We start from the raw sequence: 22071 nt of genomic DNA, 5'->3' as shown, positions 1-22071 counted from the left end.
TAGCTCCCCCTATTCCTTTGTTGGTAAAAATTCATTCGTAAATGCTTTCTCAGCGTCAATATCTTTATTTATAATCTCGTTTTCGATCATCCAGTCCGTAAAAGTTTGCCATCTTTCCTTTTCTTGAATACCCCATTGCTCAGCATCATCCTGGTATCTTGGGGATAACCATTCCTGGCTATTCTTCACCAGATCCTCATCCAAATCGGGTGCATGTTTTAATAAAATGTCTGCAGCTTTCTCGGGCTGTTCAATCGCAAATTCATACCCTTTTGCTGCAGCAGCGATAAACGCTTTTACGGTTTCCGGATTTTCTTCAATCATTGTTTCACTTGTAGCGAGTACTGGTGTATAGTAATCCAGCTCTTCCGCAAAATCTTTAAGATAAATGGCATTCAATTCTTCTCCGCGATTCTCTGCTTCAATGCCTGTCCAGCCGTAAAAAATATTTGCAAAATCAATATCCCGCTTTACTGCAGTGAAATAATCAGAACTTCCGATATTTAAAAAGTCAACCTTATCTACATCAGCTCCAAGCTGTTTCATAATTGTGCCAAGTACTGCTTTCTCCATCTCTGTTCCATAACCGCCATAGACCTTGCCTTCAAAATCCGCAGGCTCCGTAATATTTTTACCGACTGGCGAAGCATAGGCTGCGGTATTGTGTTGAATAACGGCAGCGATTGAAACAATTGGCAAGTCTTCAGCTCTTGCTTGTGTTAATTCTTCCTGAAAGCTCACTCCGAAATCTGCCTTTCCTGCAGCCATTAGCTGATTGGCTCCAGCCTCTCCAGGTAGCATGAGCTCTACATCCAGCCCCTGTTCTTCAAAATATCCTTTTTCTTTTGCTACATAGAGTCCGGTATGGTTTGTATTTGGTGTCCAATCTAAGGCAAATTTAATAGGAGTTAATTCCCCATCCTTGCCCTTAGCTTCACCTGATTTACCATTCTCTTCATTACAACCTGTTATAACAATCAGTAATAAAACAACAACAAGTCCATAAAAAAACTTTCTCATATCTCTTCCTCCTTAAGTGTTCTATTGCAAATGCTGGGACACAGAAGTTATCTCGTATACTCCTAGTAGTAGGTATGCTGCGAACTAGAGTATATTTCATTTTAAAGAAGTGAATGGCCCCATTGATTTCCGCTGCAGGGGGACGCTTTCCGCCGGCATGGCTTCAGCCGCTTCCTCCGCTACGCTCCGTGCAGGGTCTTCAGCTCATGCTATTCCGGCAGGAGTCGCCCCCTTCCGCTCCAATCAATTTATGAGCTTTAAAATTCCAAATGTCGAGTGGGCTTTTCACTTGCGCTTGGCGATGCAAAGCCTTTGACATCTGATACTAAATTCATTTAGTTGCTAAAAAGTAACTCTGAGCGGAGGAAAATACGGAGACTTCTGGGGGAGATGAGGCATAGGTGAGACCCCGGAATGCGGTAGCATGAGGAGGCTCATCAGCCGCCCCCGAAAAGCGCAGTATTTTCCGTAGCGGTAGTGTAACCAAATTCAATATTTTAGTAATCTTTCCAGCAACAAAATTTTTCAAAGTTAATTTAAACACCAAAAGTTACTTTGCAGTCTATCCATTTTGCGAAGCATTGGATAACCCCAACGTGTATTAGGGTCACCTTGTTTTTACAAATCACCTAGAACCTAAAAAAGCGCTAGAGGGTTAGTCCTCTAGCGCTTGGTATAACATTCATCATGTTGAGAAAAATATGATTATGTTCCCTCCGCTGGTACCAACCAGATCAGGTTCTAAGGGTCAGTATCATACGGATACAATCTCAGCCAGCTTCACCAGCCCCCCTACATTTATTATGAAATTACACGGCAGGAACGTCTTCCGCCTATGACTTATAACGCGTTACAAGGCAAGTATGCCATAGAAGGAACAGCAATGTAAAGGTATTTGGACAAATAATTCTGAAAAACACACCTAATCCCTCTAATTCCCTTATGGAGGAACTATAATTTGCTAAAAGAAGCCAACCTTCGCTATAATTTAAGGATAAAAGCGCAAGCGTCTTATTTAGCAAATGTTTGTTTAGACTATATAATAGGAGAATATAATGTTTACTTATACAGAGTTAGTTCTCGCAGGCTTGATTGCGTTAGTTACCACACTGGTTTTAACGTATCCGGTGAAGTGGCTCTCCATAAAGCTGGGGGCGGTAGACTTTCCCAGCCATCGGAAGATACATACCAAAGTAACACCACGCTTGGGCGGGATCGCTATTTTCTTAGGCGCCCTGGCAGGAGCTATCTATTTACAACCAAGTCACCCGCATCTACCTGAGATTTTTCTAGGAGCCATTGTTATTTTAATCACTGGTATCTTGGACGACCGTTTTAGTATTCGACCAGTTGCTAAACTGACAGGACAGCTACTCGCTGCGTCCTTTCTCGTTTCTTCTGGCCTAATTATTGAGAAACTGACTTTACCTTTTATCGGAACAGTGGAGCTTGGCTTTATAAGTGTATTTGTTACCGTACTTTGGATTGTTGGTGTAACCAATGCCATTAATCTCATCGATGGGCTAGATGGACTTGCAACCGGAGTGACTACCATTGCGCTCATTAGTATCTTTGCTATGGCAATAATTGATAGCCAAATTCTAGTTGCTTATTTATGTATATCTATCATCGGAGCAAATGTTGGATTCCTATTTCATAATTTTTATCCCGCAAAAATCTATATGGGCGATACAGGATCGAATTTTCTGGGCTACATGATTGCATGTGTATCCATGCTCGGGCTTTTTAAAAATATAGCGCTATTCAGCTTTATTATTCCGGTAATTGTATTGGCTGTCCCCATATTTGATACATTATTTGCTATCGTAAGAAGAGCATATAATAAAGAAAACATTATGATGGCAGATAATAAACATATTCATTACCAGCTTCTTAGAGCAGGTTATAGTCACCGCACGACAGTACTTATCATCTATGGATTTAGCGCATTATTTGGACTGATGGCTATACTGCTTTCTAATGCAAGTATCGTAATTAACCTCGTCGTCACATTATTCTTACTGGCATTGTTCCAACTTTTTGCAGAGATGATTGGTATTGTGATCGGGGGAAAACAGCCACTATTGGGAGCATTGCGGAAATTAGTGAATAGAGGAAGCAGAAACAGATAGCATAAAATGTATAATTATATGCAAAACATTTTTAAAATAGAGAGGAAGTTTTATACGATGGCAAAACAGCAAATTGGAGTTATCGGTTTAGCAGTAATGGGAAAAAATCTTGCAATGAATATGGAATCAAGAGGATATTCTGTTGCTGTATACAATCGTTCCGTGGAAAAAACAGAGGATTTCATGGCAAATGAAGCAAAAGGAAAGAACTTTGTTGGAGCAACATCGATCGAAGAATTTATTGAGTCTCTTGAAAAACCTCGCAAAATCATGCTCATGGTTAAAGCAGGCGATGCTACTGATGCAACGATAGCGACGTTGAAGCCATATCTGGAAAAAGGCGATATACTTATCGATGGTGGGAACACATTGTATGAAGATACGATTCGCCGTAACAAGGAACTGGAGAAAACAGGTATACACTTTATTGGGACAGGCGTTTCCGGTGGAGAAGAAGGAGCACTTAAAGGTCCTTCCATGATGCCAGGTGGTCAGAAAGAAGCATATGATTTGGTTGCACCTATCTTTGAAGCAATTGCTGCCAAAGTGGATGATGCTCCGTGTACGACGTATATCGGCCCGGATGGTGCAGGTCATTTTGTAAAGATGGTTCATAATGGAATTGAGTATGGTGACATGCAGTTAATTTCTGAAGCATACTTTATTTTAAAGCATGTACTTGGTCTTGACACAGATGAATTACATGATGTATTTGCGGATTGGAATAAAGGGGAGCTTGACAGCTATCTAATCGAAATTACAGCAGATATCTTTAAGAAAAAAGATGAAGATACTGGCAAACCACTTATTGATGTTATTTTGGATACAGCAGGACAAAAAGGTACAGGAAAATGGACAAGTAAAAATGCACTAGATCTCGGTGTTCCACTACCTTTAATTACCGAATCCGTTTTCGCCCGCTTTATCTCTGCAATGAAGGATGAACGTGTAAAAGCAAGCAAAGTTCTTAGCGGTCCTGCTCCAGAAGCATTCACAGGAGATAAAGGAGAATTAATTGAGGCAGTAAGGAAAGCTCTTTATATGAGTAAAATCTGTTCATACGCACAAGGCTTTGCCCAAATGCGCGCCCAATCTGAAGAATACGGCTGGGATCTGAAGTATGGCGACATCGCAATGATCTGGCGTGGTGGTTGTATTATCCGTGCCCACTTCCTGCAAAAAATCAAGGAAGCATATGACCGCGATCCAGCACTAGCTAATCTGATGCTTGATCCGTATTTCAAGGAAATTGTCGAGGGCTACCAATCCGCATTGCGTGAGGTTGTTTCTGTAGCAGTCAAGCATGGTATTGCTGTTCCAACATTCTCAAGCGCTATTGCATATTATGATAGCTATCGTTCCGAAGACCTGCCAGCAAATCTTTTGCAGGCCCAACGTGATTATTTCGGAGCTCACACCTATCAACGTAAGGATAAAGAAGGCACATTCCATACGAATTGGTTTAACTAAGAAGAAGGCTAGTTAGAAAAAATCCGGCTATTAATAATGATTAATAGTACGGATTTTTCTTTTGGTCAATAAGCTAAGTACCTTTCCAGCGTGGTTATCAACCATAATAATATCGAAAAACAGCATGAAAACTAAAACAGGTTTCCCGTAATCTATCTCACCGAAGAATTGATAGTTCTTTGGTTGGGGTAGGTTTTTTATTAATTAATTTTTGGTTCTAATATACGTTGGGGTTATTCAATGATCCGGAAAAATGGATAAAATGCGAAGTAACTTGTGGAGAATGGAGTAATTCATTTTACAGAGGAAGCACCCATTGATTTGCGTTTCAGGCGGACGCTTTCCACCGGCATGGCCTCAGCCGCTTCCTCCGCTTCGCTCCGTCCAGGGTCTTCGCCTCATGCTATTCCGGCAGGAGTCGCCGCCCTCCACTCCAATCAATTTGTACACAGCACATTTTGGGTGTATGCAGACGCAATTTTTCTTCCTAGGTATAATAGTAAATAGTAGCGTAGGAAAAATACGGAGACTCCTGGGGGAGATGAGGCATCGGTGAGACCCCGGAATGCGTAGCATGAGGAGGCTCATCAGCCGCCCCCGGAAAGCGCAGTATTTTTCCGTAGCGGTGTTATTTAGCTATTTTATATTAACTGGGAAATAAGTTTTCTCTAGTTCGCAGTCCCCTCCAACTATGAATGAACAAAATGCGTTTGTACCCCACCATTTGCAGTGAAGTCTATTTTTTTACCCTTTAATTTTCTATATGTTTTATAGTATTAGCTGGGAATTCCCTTCCCTTATGAGGCAGATGTACTATACGCCGAAAACGACTTGTTTGACCAAACCCGCTCCCACTAAGCCCTCCGCCACATCATCACTATTTATCTAAGCCCAACCAACATAAATCAGCAATTTTCTTCAATATATCCCTGTCTATTTACCTACTACTTTTGGCACTACACTATTATTTACCAATTTAATATAATTTAAATTGTAGGAAAATTATGTCACATATTGCTTGTGGGAAGAAAGGAGGAGAATTTAGAGGTTTTATACTATTCTATTAATCTTAATCTTAGGGGGAAAAATGTTGAAAAGATTAACCATCGCTCTATTAGCAGTTCTACTAGTATTCAGTAATTTTACCTATGCTAGTGCGCTAACAGGGGAAAAGCTGCCGAACCAGGCGAAGAAAGCAGAAAAACAAACGACCGAAAATATTGGAGAAACAGTAGATCCAAATAAGGAAGTACGGGTTATCGTAGAAGCAGATGAAACCCCTTCTATAGAAGTGGCAACCCAAAAAGGTATTACTTTTAAGAAAATGAAGGAATCAGAAAAGAAACAATTAGATAAAAAAGCGAAGGCAAACCAAAAAGTAATTAAAGACAAAATGAAGGGTAAAAAAGTAAAAGCAGAGTATCATGAAGAATTTACTACTGTTGTGAACGGGTTTAGTGCGGAAGTAAAGCAAGGTGACATTGATGAAATTAAGGACATCCCAGAAGTAAAGAACGTACATATTGTCAATGAGTATAAGCGTCCAATCGAAAAACCTGATATGAAATACAGTAAGGAGCTTGTGGAAGCACAGCAGGCATGGCGCGATTACGGATTTAAAGGGGAAGGTATGGTCGTTGGAATTATTGATACAGGTATCGATCCGTCCCACCGTGATATGGTGCTATCTGAAAATAAATCAGCAGAACTGACTCAAAAAGAGGTCAATGAAACAGTTGCTGAAGAAGACCTTCCAGGTGAGTTTTATACAGAAAAAGTTCCTTATGGTTATAACTACATGGATGAAAACGATGAGATTCGTGAAATTCATGCAGGAGCAAACTACCATGGCATGCACGTTGCTGGAACAGTCGGGGCCAACGGGGATGAAGAAAATGGTGGGATCCTAGGTATTGCTCCAGAAGCACAGCTACTAGCTTTAAAGGTTTTTGGAAACGACCCGGAATTTCAATCAACGTACGGAGACATTTATGTAAAAGCAATTGATGATGCAATCAAGCTCGGTGCAGATGTGTTGAACATGAGTCTTGGCTCAACTGCTGGCTTTGTAGATGAAGACTCTCCAGAATCGAAGGCTGTTTCTCGTGCTGTAGAAAATGGGGTACTTATGTCTATATCTGCAGGAAACTCTGCATTATTGGCTGACGGATTCTATTACCCATTATCCTCTATGCCAGACTATGGAGTAGTAGGTTCACCTGGTGTTTCTCACGATTCACTTCAAGTAGCATCTTTTGAAAATACGTTTATGACAGTGAGTGGACTGGAATATACGGTGGACGGGGAAGCGGGAGCAGCGCCTTTCTTATCTGCTGGTAACACAGAGCCACCGAAAGACGGCTCTACCTTTGAACTTGCTTATGCAGGATTAGGGAAGCCTGCAGATTTTGAAGGAAAGGATTTTTCAGGAAAATATGCATTAGTCCAACGTGGTGAGCTTGCATTTACAGATAAAGCGTTAAATGCACAGGCTGGTGGAGCTGAAGGGGTTATTATCTACAACAATACAGATGGTGTTGTTAGTATGGCTACAGACCCATCAATCAAAATTCCACAGCTGTTTATGCTGAAAAGTGATGGTGATAAGCTAGCTGCAGCATTGAAAAATGAACAGCAAGTGGCTATCACATTTAATGGAGATTCCTCAACCATCCAAAATCCGGATGCAGGAAAAATGAGTGACTTCACTTCATGGGGATTGACGCCTAGCTTAGATTTTAAGCCAGAAATCACTGCACCAGGTGGACAAATTCTTTCCACTTTAAATGATAATAAATATGGTTTAATGAGTGGAACATCCATGGCCGCACCACACGTTTCCGGTGGAGCTGCTCTAGTTTTAGAACGAGTGGATGAGGAATTTGGTTATGAAGAAGCGGATCGCGTAGAATTTGCAAAAACACTAATGATGAACACATCGAAAAAGGTTACTTTTGAAAATGCATTTGTTTCACCACGACGTCAGGGTGCAGGTCTTATGCAGCTCCATGCCGCACTAAGCACACCGGTAACTGTAGTGGAATCTGAAACAGAGGAACCAAAAGTAGCATTGAAAGAAGTAAGCAAAAACAAAGTGACATTTAAATTAACTGCTGAGAATCACTCTGACAAAGCAGTGAAATATGACGTAGCAGCTAATGTCCAAACAGACCAACCAGTACAAAATGGAGAAGACGTTGTAGTTGCTCCAAATGTTATTGGTGGTATGGATATTACGGATCAAGCTATAGTAAAAATTAATAATAAAGAAACAAAAACAATTAAAGTTCCAGCAAACGGAGAAAGAGAATTTAAGGTAACCATTGATGTAAGTGCTCTAGATGCTGATCTAAAAGCAAGCTTTGAAAACGGCTACTGGTTGGAAGGCTTCGTAACACTTACAGATCCAACAGACACTAATCCAGAATTAACCGTTCCTTATGTTGGGTTTAAAGGAGATTGGGATGCATCACCAATTTTTGATCAGCCAATGTGGGATGCCAACAGTTTCTATGGAATGACAGGTGTCGTTACTTCTGCTGAAGAAGAAGGATCATATAATTTCCTAGGAGAAGATCTTGCCAGTGGCAATATTGATCCTGAAAAGATTGCCTTTTCACCAGACGGAGATGGTGTACAGGATGATGCTCTAATGATGCTTTCCTTCCTTCGTAACGCAAAAGAAATGAAATTCAATGTCCTTAATGAAGATAAGAAAGTAGTAAGAACGATTAAGCTTGAAACAGATGTCCGTAAAAATTACTATGATGGTGGCAGTGTGCCAGAATACTCCTTATCAGGCGATCGTGCTTGGGATGGTAAAATCAATGGTAAGCAAGCAGAAGAAGGGCAGTATTATTTACAAGCAACTGGTGTCATCGACTTTGATGATGCAGAATGGCAGTCACTGGAATTACCAGTAATCCTTGATACTACAGCACCAGAAGTGGATGCTTCTTACAATGAGGACAAGCTGTTAACAGTGGATGTAAAAGACGATCCAAATGGAAGTGGCATTAAATATTGGGATGTCCTTGTTGATGGTAAATCTGTATTGGAAAATCCATATGTAAATGGTGAAACAGAGCATCAATTAAAGGATATAGCAGAAGGGCAAGAAGTAACCGTGGTTGTTCAGGATAATGCTGGAAACACAACAGAAACAGAAGCAGAGCTAGCAGAAGAGAAGGATACAACTGTACCAGATCTTCATGTGACTTCACCTGAACAAACTGGCGTAGCATCCGAGAAGGAAGTAGAGTTCTCCGGCTATGTCACTGATGCTTCTGGCATCAAATCTGTAACTGTAGACGGCCAAGAAGCCGACCTGCAGTACGATGAAGAAAAAGACCAATATAATTTCTCATTAAAAGTAAAGCATAAAAAGGACGATTTCTATTTCCGTCACATTAAAGCAGTAGACAATGCCGGAAATGAAACAGAAATCGGCCGCAGATATTTTGTTGATTCTGAAAAGGCAAAGGTCAAAGTAAAAGCAGACAAAAAGACAGATGAAAACAATGTAACTGCAAAAGTTAAAGTGAAGGATACCTTTGATGATATTAATGTATATGTGAATGGGAATCATGTATACAAGCATGATTTGACCCAACCATATGAAAAGAAAAACTTCAACGAAGAGATTGAAGTAGAGCTTAACCTGGAAGACGGCAAGAACGAATTTGAAGTGAAGGTCGTCGATCTGGGAGGACATGAAACAGTTAAAAACTTTACTGTTAAAAAGGTAAAGGAAGATAACGAGGACGATGATAACGATAATGATGGAGACAACGAAGAGGAAGAGGAAAACAACAACTTCTTCGGCTTCATCTGGAATATCATCGGCAAATTCTGGGGATTCTTCGGATAAACCATTAAAAGAAGCTGGCAGCCGCCAGCTTCTTTTATTTTGGGCTCTGAATGAGAGAGAAAGCGGTCATATGAGAGACATGGCGGTCTGAATGAGAGAGAAAGCATTTATATGAGGGGCGCAGGTGCCTAAATGAGAGAGGAAGCATTTATATGAGAGACGCAGCGCCCAATTGAGAGAGACAGCATTTATATGAGAGACGCAGCATCCAAATGAGAGAGACACCCGCACGCACTACCGCGGCAGCACACGCCTCAACCGAGACACGCCCTCATGCCACCGCGACAGCACTCACCCTCGCCTCCCAAAAATAAACAGGTTTAACATTCCCTAATAAAAGGAATGAACTAGTTAAATAAATATTTTTCGGCGTAAAGCCATATCAACGCAAATTCATCCATAATTAGAGAGGTGAAACATACAAAAGCAAATTTGCGTCCATATTATTACGTATACCGCCACATACATAGTAATATCCAAATTGAGCGATGTGGCCGACTATTGATACAATTAAATGTATTGGCATCAAAATGGGAACACTATATTTAAAACACTATTTCTATATTATACAAATTTATACTATAGAGAGAAAAGGGAGTTAGATCATGGAAGAGCGAACGACACTAAAGAAATCACTTAAGCCACACTGGGTATGGGCGATCGCGCTGGGATCCTCAATTGGTTGGGGAGCTTTCGTACAGCCAACCAACTGGATGGCAGATGCAGGCCCATTAGGCGTTATTATTGGCTTCGGAATAGGCGCCTTGTTAATGATGCTGATCGCAGTGAGTTATGGATTTCTGATCAAAAGCTTTCCGGTATCAGGGGGAGAATTTGCGTATGCGTTCATTAGTCTTGGAAGAAAGCACGCGTTTATTAGTGGATGGTTTTTAACACTTGGTTACATATGTATCGTAGCCCTTAATGCTTCCGCTTTTGCCCTCATGTTTAAATTTGTCTTTCCGGCAGTTATTGAACAAATTCCGTTGTATCAAATCGCCGGATGGGACGTGTATGGAATGGAAGTAATTATTGCTTCCGCCGCACTTGGTATATTCGGTTACTTTAACATTAGAGGCACTGGTTTGTCCGGCCAGATGCAGTTTGTTTTCTGTACGATTATGATTATCAGTATTGTTGTAATCACCTTTATGGTTGGCGGACACCCTGGGGCAGGTTTAGAAAATGTTCAGCCATATTTCCCGAAAGACACAACAGCATTTGCAGCGATTATTTCTATTGTTGCGATCGCTCCGTGGGCCTTTGTTGGATTCGATAATGTCCCACAAGCAGCAGAAGAATTTCATTTTTCTTCTAAAAAAGCATTTACATTAATTATATTGGCAATCTCCATTGCAGCAGTATTATATAGCATGATGATTATTGCTACAGCGATGACCCAGCCTTGGCAGCAAACTGTTGGTGAAGGCCAAGTGTGGGGAACAGCAGCAACGATTCAAGAAACGATAGGTACGATTGGGCTCGTCCTCTTGGTCACTGCATTAACGATGGGCGTATTTACCGGATTGAACGGCTTTATCATCTCATCAAGTCGATTACTATTCGCCATGTCCCGTGCGAAAATTCTACCAGAAGCATTTTCTAAGCTTCATCCAAAATATAAAACACCACATGTCGGGATTATTTTCACTGTTGTTGTATCCATGTTTGCCCCCTGGTTTGGTAGAGAAGCATTGCTGTGGGTTGTAGATATGTCCTCCGTTGGTGTAACAATTGCTTATCTTTACACATGCTATACGGCATTTTCATTATTTAAAATGAAAAAAGGAGAAGACTTTAATCCTTCCAAGCATGTTGTCTCACCAATGAAAAAATCCATTGCAGCTGCAGGGATGGTAGCAAGTGTGGCATTCCTCGCATTGCTACTAATCCCGGGATCTCCAGCATTTTTAGGAATTCAGTCACGAATCGCGTTGATTGCATGGATAGGACTTGGTGTTATTTTCTATATGGCAAAACGAAAGGAATTTAATAAAATTCCAAAAGAAGAGTTAAACTATTTAATTCTCGGCAGTAAAAAAATTATTGCTAAAAATAGATCGTAAAGTAATGCTAACATGCACACCAATCACGTCTTGGCATCTATTTTCATCATAAACAACTACTAAGCATTATGCCCGCCGGACAAACACCTGTTGTTTGGCGGGCATCTTGTATGTAAGGCAAAAAATTCTAATGTTATGTTGGGATTATCCAATGATTTGGAGAATGGAATAGATAATCTGTGAACTAACGCTTGTTGAATAGTGTTTCTGGAAAGCTCACTCAAATAAATGAGAAGTAAAGCGCCATTGATTTCCGTTGCATGCGGACGCTTTCCACCGGCATGGCTTCAGCCGCTTCCTCCGCTACGCTCCGTGCAGGGTCTTCAGCTCATGCTATTCCGGTAGGAGTCGCCGCACTCCACTCCAATCAATTGGTATGTGCTATTTTTTAAATAACTGCATTTAATAATCGAAAAAATATCTGATTTTTAATTTTCATAAAAAATATATCATAGCGTAGGAAAAATACGGAGACTCCTAGGGGAGATGAGGCATCGGTGAGACCCCGGAATGCGTAGCATGAGGAGGCTCATCAGCCGCCCCTGGAAAGCGCAGTGTTTTTCCGGAGCGGCGTTATTTAACCTTACCCTATGAAAGGGCTAAATAGGATTTAACTAATCCGCAGTTACTTCTTCTATGAAAATTTCAAATTGTACAAGGTAACGTTTGTACTTCAGTATCTGCAATATAATACCAAATAATCTACTTATAATAAATGGTAACTAAAATCATTAATGGAGGTGAGCACATGCATGAGAAAACATCTTTTACTCATAGCTATTTTTTCTTTTTCTTAGTAGCATTTTCCCTAAAATTTTATGTGTTCCGTCTCCTTCAGTTTGAGGACTTTAACCCACTGAACACGATATGGTATGAGCTTTGTTTTATTGTTATTCTGTTTGCAATCGTGGAGCTGTTCATTAAAAAATGGAAATTAACCGTTTATATTGTGCTCGATGTTCTATTTACAGGGGTGCTATTTGCGATGGCCGTATATGGGAGGTATTTTCACAACATCCCAACATACCATGCCTTGGCACAAGTGAACCAAGTAGGATCTGTAAGTGGGAGCATTTGGTTGCTTCTATCATTTAAAGATCTGTATTTGTTAGTTGATTTTATTCTCTTGTTTATTTTCTACAAAATACAGAACAAACGATATTTTCCAAGGAATCGTACGTTTACTAAAAAAAACTTAATTGCACTTGGAGTAGTGGGTCTCATCATATCTATACTTAATTTCTCTCTACATCGCGATGAAGTTATTCGTGATCAGGCGCTTTTTTCAAAGAAATATGGGATTACCAATGCCCAGTTTATTAAAGCGAACGAGGATGTGCTTGGCACATCCAATACGAAAATAACGACAGTAACACAAGAAGATATTATAAAATTAAAAGGAAACAAGCCAATACCATTTGAGGAACACACGTATTTTGGAACAGTTCCAGACAAAAACCTGCTTATTATCCAAATAGAGTCATTGCAAGATTTCGTTGTGAATTTAAAAGTAAATGGACAGGAAATCACCCCGAATTTAAATAAGTTAACAAAAGAAAGTATGTACTTTAAAAATGTTTTCCAACAAATAGGCTCAGGAAATACAGCCGATTCAGAGTTCATTATGAATTCTTCCATTTATCCTGTTGGGGAGGTACCTACTTCTCAAAAAATTGAAGGAAAGAAGGTAGAGCATAGCCTGCCGAGATTATTGAAGAAGAATGGGTATTTCACATCAACATTTCATGCGGACAAGGTAACATATTGGAACCGGGATGCACTATACCCTGCATTAGGATTTGATGCTTACTTTGATACAGAATACATTGGTGAAAAGGATATCATTGGCTTTGGTCCTTCTGACAAACATTTTTACAATCGTACAATGAAAAAACTAAAAGAATTTCAAAACACAGGTAAGGAACCATTTTATGCCCATGTGCTTTCTTTAACGAGTCATTCTCCTTTTAAAATGCCAAAAGAGAAGCAAATGCTTGATTTACCTGAACGATTTACAGATACATTAACCGGAAATTATCTGCAATCCGTTCATTATGCAGATCAGGCACTTGGAGAATTTATTCGGAGCTTGAAAAAGAGTGGAATCTGGGATGATTCCATTATCGCGTTATATGGTGATCACTCCGGTGTGCATGGAGGACTTATGGAGGAAGAGGATAATAAACTGCTAAAAGAAATCTTAGGTGAAAAATACACGATGGAGGATCGCTTCAACATCCCATTTCTTATTCACGTGCCTGGAAATAAAGATAAGTTTATTAAAGAAGTGGATACCGTTGGCGGTCAGCTTGACATGATGCCAACCATCCTTAACATAATGGGCATCAAACCAAAAAGTCTTTACTTCGGCCAGGATCTTTTACAATATAAAAATAATCTGATCGGCATGCGCTACTATCTGCCAACAGGTGCCTTTATCAATAATGAGCATTTCTTTATCCCGGAAACTAGTAAGGAGCCTGTTCGAGTTTATGATTTGAAAGGAAAAAGACTGGATTTGGAGAACCCGAAAAAGAAATTTAAAGAGGACTATCAGAATATGCTGCAGCTGTATGATTGGTCTGATGCTTATTTTGAGGAATTGCCAACGAAAAAAAAGAAGTAACACAAAAGCACCCTGTCGAAAAAAGCAGGGTGCTTTAAAAATATAGAAAATCAATGATGTTTTTACTAGAATGCCCCTGTGAATACGTATTCCATTCTTCTGCAAAGCGACGGACCTCATTTAAATTAAAACTATTCTTCCGGATAAGCTGAATAATTTCGTTCGTGTTTTTAGCAATTGGCCCTGGAACCAATGTTTCGTAATCCTCCCAAAAACCTCTTTGCTGCTCATACTCTTCCAAATCAAAAGCATAAAAGATCATCGGCCGTTCCAGCAAGGAAAATTCAAAAGGGATAGAAGAATAATCAGTAATTAACACATCTGTCACAAGAAGTAACTCATTTGTATTATACTTAGCCACATCAAACATAAAATCAGGATACTTATTTATAAAGCCTTCCCGTAAGCTCGGGTGAAGCTTTATAAAAAGAATATAGTCATTACTGAATTGCTTATAAAGCTGGTCAACATCCAAGTGTAATAAAGCAGACATATCATCCCGATAGGTAGGGGCGTAAAAGACTACTTTTTTATTGATGATAGCTGGGATATCCCGTATAAAACCCTTACGACAATAATCTACAATAGCATGATAAAAAAATAAATCGGTTCGGGGAATTCCTGTTCTTACAATTTCTTTTTCTGTTATTCCAAAGCTTTCCTTAAAAATATCAGCCATCTTTTCAGAACCAACCACAACATGATCAAATCGCTTGTAGACTTTCTGAAAGCGTCGGTATGCTTTTAATGACCGTGCTTGGATGGCACGATCCTTTAAACCAAATTTTTTTATGGCTCCAGCTGCATGCCATAACTGCACACATCTTACATTCTTTTTAAAAGAGCTAACAGAAAGAACCCCAAAATAATTATCTGCAAATACATACCGGGAAGTAGCAAGATGATAAACAGAACGAAACCAGTCGAGTATAGCATATGCTTTAAAACAAAGGACCTTTCTGCTTTTCTTTTCCCGAAACGGCATGGAACAGTTAGCTGTTTTAAGAATAACAATTTGTTCATCTGTACGTTTTTCCAACTCGTTTACAGTAAATAATACGTTTTGCCCAAAGGATACGATAAATGTTGTTTTTCTTTGTTGCGGCCATAATTTAAAAAAACAGAAGACATTTCGAAATGCAAACAAGTATATCGAGATGATTAGTTCTCTAGCCATCATTCGACTGATTTAAATCTGTTTTAATTTTAGTAGTGGAAATACCTATTGTACGCGGTAAATACACTACCTCACAATATGGTGCTAAAAAATCAAACTTACCTTTCCAATCATCACCCATTACAAAAATATCAATGGCATACTTTTGAACGTCTTCTATTTTCTGTTCCCAAGAATTTTCGGGGATCACTTGATCAACATAACGAACAGCTTCCAAAATAGCACTACGCTGCTCATAAGTGTAGTAGGATTTCTTGCCCTTCATTGCATTAAAGTTATCCGAAGACAGAGCTACAATTAAATGATCCCCATACTCCTTCGCCCTCCGCAACAAATTAATATGACCGGTATGGATGATATCAAAGGTCCCGTACGTAATTACTTTTTTCATCACATAAACCTCCAAGTTAACGTACATAGTATAAATAGTATGCCTGATTGAAGAGAAGTTTACGCGGGGCTTATTTCTGTTTGCTTTTATTGGTAGTACTAGCTACAGTTACTATATAACTTCCGAAAGGTAATTTTAAAATAAATTTGATAAGTAAAATAGAAGTTAACAGAGTAAAACCAAACAACAAAGGTAAATACAGTGTATTTTCATAAAAATGGTCAAAAAAACTGTATTTTCGCATAAAAAAAAGAATTAACGGATGAACTAAATATATTCCCATGGATAAATTTCCAATATTAATAAGAGAACTTTTTATTTTGCTTTTGTTAGATAGTAAGGTATAAATGCCGCTTAAAGCTATAAAAAGAATTGGCAAATTAATCATGTTCATTGGTCTGTTTGACTCAATCCATTCATTGAATTGATATTCAAATATTCCCCCAATAACTACTACTAAACCCAATAAAGTGCTGTATAAAGCGTTGTCTTTAACCCACCTCATTAGTTGAGGCCACCAATATACTAGAAGTCCACCAAGAAAAAAGTAATAAACCCAATGAAAAATAAATACTCTTTCATTTATAAATTTATTTAAAATTCCTTCCCCAATACTTATAGTGTTCTCCACGAAAAAGTAATTAATAAAAAAAGAAATAAGGGTAAATATGAGTAGATTTTTTTGCGATTTAAAAAGCTGAAGCAAAGGAAATACTAAGTAAAATTGCACTACAATAGCAATAAAGTATAAATGATAATAACTTTCTCCGGTAAAAAAGAAATAGATAAAGTCATTTCTTTCTTGAATTGTACTTATAGATGAAGGTGAAAATTGCCCGTAAGACCATTTTAAAAACAGATATAGTATGCTCCAAATAAAAAAAGGTATAACTACTTTGGTTAATCTTGATTTCCAAAAAAACTTTAAATTAAAGCTTCGGTTTATAGCCTGGTTATATAATAAAAATCCACTTATAATTGCAAAAGCGGGAGTACCATAACGAGAAATTTGATTAAAAAATTGAGTGAGCCAATCAAAATTCTTACCGTTCTCATAATAATATCCTGCAGTTACATGCACCATTATAACGCATAAACAAGCTATAGCTCGAATAAAACTAAGCTCATAATAATACTTTTTCTCTCTATTCATAAATAATACTCTTTTCTATATTAGATTAATGGTAATAAAGGACTTCATTTCAGACTTAATAAAAGCCCTATATAATGTAAGCACTATACAAGTACTTTTTCTTTTGGTTTCTTTTCGGTATCTGTCAAAAATGCTGCAAGCTGTTTGCTGGATTCTCCATTTGAGTAGGTATTCCATTGTTCAGAGAACTCGTGGATCTTATTATAGTCGAACTTATTATGATGAATCGCATCAACAATTTCTTCTGTAGTGGAAACAACGGGTCCAGGCATTTGATTTTCATAGTCATCGATCAGGCCGTTTGATAATTTATACTTTTCTAGATCATATGCAAAGAAAATCATCGGTTTTTCCAGCAGAGCATATTCAAAAGGGATAGAAGAATAATCAGTAATAAGAATATCTGTAATCAATAATAAATGATTTGTGTCAGAGTACTTGGATACATCGAACACAAAGTCTTTATAGCTATCTTCAATGGAATAACTGACAGCAGGATGTGGCTTGATAAACAAAACATACTCATTGGCTAAGGATTGATACATCATGTGTATATCCAAAGCCAGTTGGAAGTGATCCAACTCTCCTTTACGGAAAGTAGGGGCATAGAGAATAATCTTTCTATCACCGATTGCTTGTAAATCTTGTTTTAGATCGTATAGAATTCTTTGTTTCTCATGATCATCAAAAAAAATATCAGTTCGCGGTACACCTGTACGAACAATTCTATCCTCAGTTAATCCAAAGCAGCGTTTGAATGTAGCTGCCATTTCATCCGAACCCACCACCGTATAATCAAAGCGACTATACACGTTCTGGAAACGGTTCTTGGCCCGCTGACTGCGCTCGGCAATGGATGGATCTTGTAACCCAAATTGCTTTAGCGCACCGGCAGCATGCCATAGCTGAATACATCTCGCATTTTTTCGAAAGCGAGTCACATCTAAAAACCCATAATACGTATCTATCATAATAGTGGTACTTGTAGCCAGATGATAGATTGATAGGAGAAAAGCAAAGGGATGTTTGATCGCAAAAGAAATAGACTTTACATGCAATGCATCAAAGTCAAAGCGGCATGATTTATCTTTTAAAATGATAATTTCTTCGTTTGACCGCTTCTGAAGCTCCCGGACAGCATAAAAAATATTATCCCCAAAAGAAGCAACACAAACGGTTTTCTTCTTTTGGGGTAATCGTTTAAATAGGTTAAAAAACACACGGAAAACAAAAAGGTAAAGCGTGATACCAAGCTCTCTAGCCATTATTAGCTTGATTCAAATCGGTTTTAATTTTCGTTGTAGAGATACCAACCGTACGCGGCAAATAAACGATCTCACAGTGATCCTGCAAGAAATCAAATTTACCTTCCCAGTCATCTCCCATAACGAAAACATCCACGTTGTGTTTCTGTACATCTTGAATCTTTTGTTCCCATGTATTTTCTGGAATAACCTCGTCCACGTAACGAATTGCTTCTAAAACTGATTTCCTTTGTTCAAAGCTGTAATATGCTTTTTTTCCCTTTAAACTGTTAAATTGATCTGTTGAAAGTCCTACAATTAGATGATCACCTAATTTCTTGGCACGTCGTAAAAGGTTAATATGCCCTGTGTGTATTAAGTCAAATGTACCGTATGTTATTATAACTTTCATATTAATCCCTTCTCTTGTATCAAAATTAGAGTTAAAGTTAAAAAGACAAAGAGCATAATGCTTTTTTAGATTATGCTTATTTTAGATTTTCTAATACTTTAAGCCACTTTTTTGTATGATCCTTAGTGGAGTAATTCTTTGTAGCATATTTTTTTGCAGCCTCACCCATTTTTATTGCTGTTTGTGGGTTTTTTAATAAAAAAGTAATTTGTTCTGAAAATTTTTCAACATTACTATTCTCTACCAATATACTATTTTCTCCATCTATTATTATATCAGATGGCCCGTAAGGTATATCGAATGAAATAACAGGTGTTTCGGACATCATTGATTCGATTATCACTAAACTAAAACCTTCATATTTAGAGGTGAGTAGAGAAACTAATGAGCTACTAAACACTTCTGTGACATTATTAACGTAACCTTTAAGGAAGACGTTATTTTCTAAATGATTTTCCTTGATTAATTGTTTTAAACTTTCTTTAGCTGGTCCATCACCGTATATTTCTAATTTGGCATCAGGAACTTTTTTAATAACATTTTTAAAAGCTAAAATAGCTAAGTCAATTCTTTTCTCAGGATGGTATCTTGCTATCATTGTTACTAGCTTTTCATCTTTTGCTAAGTTTTTATTTTTAAAGGGTTCAATAGAATGTGGTATTACATGTATATTATTAGAATGGTCAAACTGTTTAATTATATCCTTTTTCTGCGTTTCTGTTAGAACAATAAGTGCATCTTCTTTTTTTATATTATTTAAGATATCAATGTGATTTTTCTTAATAGGAGAACCATAAGTATGAGGATCTGAAAAGTGATTAGAATGAATTGCTGAAACTTTGTAACAAAGTTTTGAATCAACGTTAAGCATTACAGATGTACTACCAGGTCCATCACATATTATAATAGGTTTTTTAGGCTGATCACTACACAATGTCTCCAACCAATACGAGTTGAAACTTTGATTACTCGCAAACTTCTTAATGGTGTTATCTAAAGGATTAATTAAGAAAACATTACTAATTTTTTTAGTAGTAGGGTTGTACCATTTTGTTAAAAAGCATTTACCGTCAATGGTATAGAATAAATCTTGAATAGGGTTATTTGATTGAGGCTCGAAAAATGTCTTTTTATACATCAACCCTTCTTCAGAAAAAGCCTCTCTTGATAACCTTTGCCGTTGCGGGTTAAAGAAGTCAACATGTAATAGGTTTTGCTTTTTATCCCACTTTTTATATTTTATATAAACACCGTTTTTAAAGTATCTAGCACAATTGTTATTACTATACTCATCATCTTGAACTTGAAACCCTTCCTCGTATAGCTCCTTTTGCGTATGATAATAATTCATCTGGTCCTTCGACGGTTTTGATTGACTAAAGTAATCTCTATAATAATCATGTACATTGAGAATGTTTACTTTGGGATGTAATCTTCCAGATTTTTTCAGTTTTTCTTTAATATCATTATAATTTTTTTTAAAATCTAGAGTTAGCAAGGTGCAATCATACTTGTCATTTAATAGAGCAGAACGATTCATCATCACACGGTTGATGCCACCTTTATTGATATCCATATCCCATACTAGCATAAAAAGTTTTTGCTTCATGTTATCACCTCTTAATAAAGGATGTGTGAGTAAAAATTTAATTTAAAACTATTTTATCATTATTTTATATAAATCACTAGTAAATATAGATATTTTACTCCCTTCTATTTAAATAGCGAAATGTGTTATAATTTAGTACATCAGAATAATATAGGGGTGTATAAATTGATTTATGCAGGAATTCTAGCGGGTGGTAAAGGAACAAGAATGGGAAATGTACCTATGCCCAAACAATTTTTAACGCTTAATAATAAACCAATAATTGTCCATACTGTAGAAAAGTTTATTCTTAATAATAATTTCGAAAAAATAATTATTGCTACTCCAAAAGAATGGATAAACCATACGAATGATATATTAAAAAAATACAATATAGATTTACCCAAAGTTGAAGTTATTCCAGGTGGAAACGATCGTAATGGCACAATTATGTCTGTTATAGATTTTATTGAGTCGAAATATAATTTGAGTGATAATGATATCTTGGTGACTCACGATGCAGTTCGCCCTTTTCTAACGCATCGTATAATACAAGAGAATATAGAAGAAGGATTAAAACATAGTGCAGTAGATACTGTTATTAGTGCAGTAGACACAATTGTTGAGTCTAGGGATGGTTCAACTATTTCTTCTATACCAAGACGCGACTTTATGTATCAAGGTCAAACTCCACAAACGTTTAATGTGAATAAGTTGAAAGAGCTATATAATCAGTTGACAGAAGAAGAAAAAGAAATCTTGACAGACGCGTGTAAGATCTTTTCTATAAAGGGTGAAGATGTAAAACTTGTAGAAGGAGAAATCTTTAATATTAAGGTGACTACACCATATGATTTAAACGTTGCTAACGCAATAATTCAAGGGAGTTTAGATAAATGATTAACCAAGTTTATCGTTTAGTTTCACCTAGACAATTTGAAATTACTTATAAAGATAAATCAATAATTTCTAATCAAGTAGTAGTTAGACCAACACATCTTTCAATTTGTGCTGCTGACCAAAGGTATTACACTGGGACACGAGGAAAAGAAGCGATGAAGAAAAAGCTTCCAATGGCACTGATACATGAAGGAGTAGGAGAGGTAGTTTTTGATCCTACAGGTGAATTGAAAATTGGTACAAAAGTAGTAATGGTTCCCAATACACCTACTGAAGAAGATCCTTATATAGCTGAGAACTATTTGAGAACCAGTAAATTCAGGTCTAGTGGTTATGATGGCTTTATGCAGGATTATGTTTTCTTGAATCATGATCGCATTGTAAAACTGCCAGAGGATATAAATATGGATGTAGCAGCGTTTACGGAATTAGTTACGATAGCTGTTCATTCGATAAGTAGATTTGAAAAAAAAGCACACTTTAGAAAAGATACATTTGGAGTGTGGGGAGACGGTAATTTAGGCTATATAACTTGTCTGTTTTTAAAGAAATTGTACCCTGATAGTAAGGTGATTATTTTTGGGAAAACAGATTATAAACTAAATCATTTCTCGTTTGTAGATGATACTGTAAAAATTGATGACATACCTAAAAATTTGAAAATAGATCATGCAATTGAATGTGCTGGCGGAAAAGGTAGTCAGTATGCAATTGATCAAATAATTGATCTTATTAATCCTGAGGGGACCATTTGTTTATTGGGTGTCAGTGAGTACCCCGTTGAAATAAATACTAGAATGGTACTAGAAAAAGGTCTAACTCTTATTGGTAGTAGTCGAAGTGGTACTGTTGACTTCCAACGTGTAATTGATATTTATACAGAATATCCTGAAATAGTTGAATACCTAAGTACAATTATTGGGGAAGTACATGATGTCAAAAAAATTAATGATGCAACCAAAGCTTTTGAAAGTGACTTATCAAATTCCTGGGGAAAAACGGTGATGAGATGGTTAATTTAA

Annotated in this window: 14 protein-coding genes and 1 riboswitch; of the genes, 7 read left to right on the top strand and 7 right to left on the bottom strand. The window is 37.5% G+C overall.

Annotated features, from left to right (window positions below; all coding sequences use genetic code 11):
* Nucleotides 1-9: 9 nt before the first annotated feature.
* The gene (locus X953_RS16235) at nucleotides 10-1020 is read right to left on the bottom strand and encodes an ABC transporter substrate-binding protein (RefSeq protein ID WP_040956506.1); all 1011 of its coding nucleotides are present in this window, start codon (nucleotides 1018-1020) and stop codon (nucleotides 10-12) included.
* A 694-nt stretch (nucleotides 1021-1714) separates the two neighbouring features.
* A riboswitch (TPP riboswitch) is annotated at nucleotides 1715-1824 on the bottom strand.
* 251 nt (nucleotides 1825-2075) lie between these two features.
* Between X953_RS16235 and X953_RS16230 the strand changes: the two genes are divergently transcribed.
* The 5 genes from X953_RS16230 (at nucleotide 2076) to X953_RS16210 (ending at nucleotide 14184) form a co-directional block, all read left to right on the top strand.
* On the top strand, nucleotides 2076-3152 hold the full coding sequence (locus tag X953_RS16230) for a glycosyltransferase family 4 protein (protein WP_040956505.1): 1077 nt from the start codon (nucleotides 2076-2078) through the stop codon (nucleotides 3150-3152).
* Nucleotides 3153-3209: 57 nt separating this feature from the next.
* Nucleotides 3210-4622 (top strand): NADP-dependent phosphogluconate dehydrogenase, encoded by a 1413-nt coding sequence (gndA, locus tag X953_RS16225; protein WP_040956504.1) that lies wholly within the window; start codon nucleotides 3210-3212, stop codon nucleotides 4620-4622.
* Nucleotides 4623-5709: 1087 nt separating this feature from the next.
* The gene (locus X953_RS16220; RefSeq protein WP_084715731.1) at nucleotides 5710-9492 is read left to right on the top strand and encodes a S8 family serine peptidase; all 3783 of its coding nucleotides are present in this window, start codon (nucleotides 5710-5712) and stop codon (nucleotides 9490-9492) included.
* Nucleotides 9493-10097: 605 nt separating this feature from the next.
* Nucleotides 10098-11558, top strand: coding sequence for an APC family permease (locus X953_RS16215; protein ID WP_040956503.1), 1461 nt, complete (start codon nucleotides 10098-10100; stop codon nucleotides 11556-11558).
* A gap of 748 nt (nucleotides 11559-12306) precedes the next feature.
* On the top strand, nucleotides 12307-14184 hold the full coding sequence (locus X953_RS16210) for an LTA synthase family protein (RefSeq protein ID WP_040956502.1): 1878 nt from the start codon (nucleotides 12307-12309) through the stop codon (nucleotides 14182-14184).
* Nucleotides 14185-14218: 34 nt separating this feature from the next.
* Here X953_RS16210 and X953_RS16205 read toward each other — a convergent pair whose 3' ends face one another.
* The 6 genes from X953_RS16205 to X953_RS16180 all read right to left on the bottom strand — a co-directional run bounded on the left by X953_RS16205 (nucleotide 14219) and on the right by X953_RS16180 (nucleotide 20170).
* Nucleotides 14219-15361: a CDP-glycerol glycerophosphotransferase family protein gene (locus X953_RS16205; RefSeq protein ID WP_040956501.1), complete on the bottom strand. Its 1143-nt coding sequence runs from the start codon at nucleotides 15359-15361 to the stop codon at nucleotides 14219-14221.
* On the bottom strand, nucleotides 15354-15752 hold the full coding sequence (gene tagD, locus X953_RS16200; protein ID WP_040956500.1) for a glycerol-3-phosphate cytidylyltransferase: 399 nt from the start codon (nucleotides 15750-15752) through the stop codon (nucleotides 15354-15356). Before tagD (X953_RS16200) ends, X953_RS16205 begins: the two co-directional genes overlap by 8 nt.
* A gap of 70 nt (nucleotides 15753-15822) precedes the next feature.
* Complete coding sequence (locus tag X953_RS16195) at nucleotides 15823-16905, bottom strand: acyltransferase (RefSeq protein ID WP_040956499.1); 1083 nt, start codon at nucleotides 16903-16905, stop codon at nucleotides 15823-15825.
* An 83-nt stretch (nucleotides 16906-16988) separates the two neighbouring features.
* A complete protein-coding gene (locus X953_RS16190) occupies nucleotides 16989-18170 on the bottom strand; it encodes a CDP-glycerol glycerophosphotransferase family protein (protein ID WP_040956498.1) in 1182 nt (393 codons plus the stop codon).
* Nucleotides 18163-18561 carry a glycerol-3-phosphate cytidylyltransferase gene (tagD, locus tag X953_RS16185; RefSeq protein ID WP_040956497.1) on the bottom strand — a complete coding sequence of 133 codons (399 nt, stop codon included), beginning with the start codon at nucleotides 18559-18561 and terminating at the stop codon, nucleotides 18163-18165. Before tagD (X953_RS16185) ends, X953_RS16190 begins: the two co-directional genes overlap by 8 nt.
* Nucleotides 18562-18637: 76 nt before the next feature.
* The gene (locus X953_RS16180) at nucleotides 18638-20170 is read right to left on the bottom strand and encodes a glycosyltransferase (RefSeq protein WP_052350182.1); all 1533 of its coding nucleotides are present in this window, start codon (nucleotides 20168-20170) and stop codon (nucleotides 18638-18640) included.
* A 165-nt stretch (nucleotides 20171-20335) separates the two neighbouring features.
* On the opposite strand from X953_RS16180, the gene X953_RS16175 reads away from it, so the two are divergent.
* Both X953_RS16175 and X953_RS16170 read left to right on the top strand, forming a co-directional pair.
* The gene (locus tag X953_RS16175; protein ID WP_040956496.1) at nucleotides 20336-21049 is read left to right on the top strand and encodes a 2-C-methyl-D-erythritol 4-phosphate cytidylyltransferase; all 714 of its coding nucleotides are present in this window, start codon (nucleotides 20336-20338) and stop codon (nucleotides 21047-21049) included.
* Nucleotides 21046-22071, top strand: coding sequence for a ribitol-5-phosphate dehydrogenase (locus X953_RS16170; protein ID WP_040956495.1), 1026 nt, complete (start codon nucleotides 21046-21048; stop codon nucleotides 22069-22071). The genes X953_RS16175 and X953_RS16170 overlap by 4 nt, the downstream gene beginning before the upstream one ends.

This window comes from Virgibacillus sp. SK37 (assembly GCF_000725285.1).
Classification (GTDB): domain Bacteria; phylum Bacillota; class Bacilli; order Bacillales; family Amphibacillaceae; genus Virgibacillus_Q.
The sequence above is the reverse complement of the archived record's forward strand: the minus strand, read 5'-3'. Positions and strand labels throughout refer to the sequence as shown.